This window comes from Pseudomonas sp. (genome assembly GCF_037994325.1).
Lineage (GTDB): Bacteria > Pseudomonadota > Gammaproteobacteria > Pseudomonadales > Pseudomonadaceae > Aquipseudomonas.
Genome location: NZ_JBBNAH010000250.1, coordinates 1 through 2627, shown reverse-complemented (window position 1 = coordinate 2627; position 2627 = coordinate 1). Strand labels below are relative to the sequence as shown.

The 2627-nt window shown below is 62.8% G+C and carries 3 protein-coding genes; 1 reads left to right on the top strand and 2 read right to left on the bottom strand.

Translation table 11 applies throughout. The features are described 5' to 3' along the window. Positions 1-701, top strand: a 701-nt coding sequence (locus AAAB16_RS08370; RefSeq protein ID WP_340662921.1) for a GGDEF domain-containing protein, incomplete at its 5' end; no start/stop codon positions are given. A gap of 237 nt (positions 702-938) precedes the next feature. On the opposite strand, the gene AAAB16_RS08365 is transcribed toward AAAB16_RS08370, so the two are convergent. Together AAAB16_RS08365 and AAAB16_RS08360 are read right to left on the bottom strand one after the other, a co-directional pair. Next, positions 939-1670 (bottom strand): VWA domain-containing protein, encoded by a 732-nt coding sequence (locus AAAB16_RS08365; protein ID WP_340662920.1) that lies wholly within the window; start codon positions 1668-1670, stop codon positions 939-941. Further along, complete coding sequence (locus AAAB16_RS08360; RefSeq protein ID WP_340662919.1) at positions 1595-2593, bottom strand: AAA family ATPase; 999 nt, start codon at positions 2591-2593, stop codon at positions 1595-1597. Before AAAB16_RS08360 ends, AAAB16_RS08365 begins: the two co-directional genes overlap by 76 nt. Positions 2594-2627 lie beyond the last annotated feature (34 nt).

The window sequence follows — 2627 nt, the reverse complement described above, 5'->3', positions numbered from 1 at the left end:
TGTGGGAGCAACGGCCGTACCTGCTGCGCTTCAAGAACTACCAGCCGATCACCGGCCGCGAAGATTTTATGTACCAGAACACCACGTTGTTTCCCCTGCGTTCGACCAATAACAAAATTGGTCATATCTGCCTGGTGATCTACGACGTGACCGACGTGGCCAACAACCGTCGGCAGTTGCTTTCGGCCAACGCCGAGCTGCAAAAACTCTCCAGCACCGACCGCCTCACCGGCCTGTACAACCGCGGCCACTGGGAAGAAAGCCTGCAAAAAGAACATGCCCGCCATCGTCGCTACGACACCAAGGCGACGCTGATCATGTTGGACATTGACCACTTTAAACGCATCAACGACACCTACGGCCACCAGGCCGGCGACAAGGCGATCCAGCGTGTGGCGGATGCCATTCGCGAGTTGATTCGTGACGTGGATGTGGCCGGCCGTTATGGCGGCGAAGAATTTGTGATTCTGCTGCCAGACACCTCCAAAGAAGGCGGCCGCGTGTTTGCCGAACGGTTGCGCCAACATGTGGCGGCGCTGCGTATCGAACATGCCGGTGAAAAGCTGCAGATGACCATCAGCCTGGGCGTGGCCGACCTGGCGACTTCCCCCGACCACCACGAAGAATGGATTCGCTGGGCGGATGAGGCGTTGTATGCCTCGAAGGAAGATGGCCGTAATCGGGTGACGGTTTACGGCTAACCAGGGTGCGCGAGCGAACGCATAACGCGCGCAAACACCCGTCGTCCCCGCGTAGGCGGGGATCCAGAATCGCCAGATGTACACCTTTACCCGACGCACTCTAGATTCCCGCCTGCGCGGGAATGACGGCGGATTTTAATGAGGTTATTCGGTTGCAGACCGAAACACGCCTGTCTCCGGTTGGACCGGCCCTGTGGTGAGCGCAGCGAAGTCCAACAGGCCGTGTACATGGAGACGTTACAGCCTTTCGATATGCCGGTAATCGGCGCCCAGTTGCTCGGCCAACAAACGGGCACGCCCCAACCGAATCGGTCCGCTTTCGATATCCACCAACACCGTGGGGCAAGCCATCGGCGCCAAGGCTGGCCATTCGCGTAAACGCCCATCGGTAATCACCAACACGCGCTGCTGTTCAGCTGGCTTGCTGCGCTGGCGCTGCGCCAGCCATTGGCCGGTCTGCACTAACCCATCTATCAACGGCGTACCGCCGCCAGCGCCGAGCTCATTCAGCCACGCCAACATCGCCGCCGAGCTTTTCTGCCCTTGAAAGTGCCACTGCGCTTGCATGCCTGTGGCGTGTAAAACCGCCAGGCGTACACGTTGTTGATAGGCCTGCTGCAGTACCGTGCCAAGTAGGCCTTTGGCTTGGCTTAGGGCGCCATGCCGGCGGGTTGAAGCTGAGGCATCCACCACCAGCACCCATAGTTCGCTCGGCCGCTGGCTGCGCGGTTTCCGCAGTAAATCGCTGGCGCGTTGCGGACGACCGCGCAGTAAGGTTGCCAGCCAGTCGATAGCGCCCGTCTGCCCCGGTCGGGAGGCGCCCTGACGGCCGCCGCTGAGCGGGCCGGGTCGGGGTCTCGCATCCGCGCCAGTGACCTGTCGCGGGCGGATGCTTAAGGCTTTTTTGGCCAGCGCGGCAGTTCGCGGGCTGCTCCAGTGGGCATGGCTTGCGCCGGCAGCTCGCCCCATTGGCCTTCGCCGCTGCTGCTACCGGCCGCCGGCGACGATGGCGGGTTGGACTGCGGGGGCTGAGCAGCCGGCGGCGGCGGTGTCTCGCGGCGCCGATGTTCCAAGGCGAATGCCTCAACGGCGTCGATATCTTCAGTAGTAATTACGCTGTCACCACGCCACGCAGCATGGGCACGGGCAGCGCGCAGCCAGACCAAATCAGCACGCAGGCCATCGACGCCCGCGGCATAACAACGCTCGGCAATCTGGTTAACGCTGGCATCGTCCAAGTCAATCTGACTGAGCAGGTCACGAGCCGCCAGGCAGCGCTCACGCAGGGCCCGCTGCTGCGGTTGCCACTGCTCCACGAAGCTTTGTGGGTCAGCATCAAAGGCCAGGCGGCGGCGGACGATTTCGGCGCGCGCCGCTGGTTGCGGCTGGGCGTCGAGAATCACTTTCAGGCCAAAGCGGTCCAGCAGTTGCGGGCGCAGTTGGCCTTCTTCCGGGTTCATGGTGCCGATCAGCACAAAGCGCGCAGCGTGCTGATGGGAAATGCCGTCGCGCTCGATATGGTTAACGCCGCTGGCGGCCACATCCAGCAGCAGATCCACCAGGTGGTCGGGCAACAGGTTCACTTCATCCACATACAACACACCGCCATCGGCCTTGGCCAACAAGCCTGGGGAAAACTGCGCGCGACCTCCTAGCGCGGCGTCCAAATCCAGGGTGCCGACGATGCGTTCCTCGCTGGCGCCCAAGGGCAGGGTGACGAACTGGCCGCCCGGTAACAGCTGCGCCACGCCGCGCGCCAGGGTCGACTTGGCCATGCCGCGCGGCCCTTCAATCAACACGCCGCCAATGGCCGGGTCGATAGCCGCCAGGCACAGCGCCAGCTTTAGCGAGTCAGCGGCAACGACAGCGGCGAGGGGGAATTGAGGGGTCATGACTGGTCTCGCAATGGCGGGTATGGACGTAGGG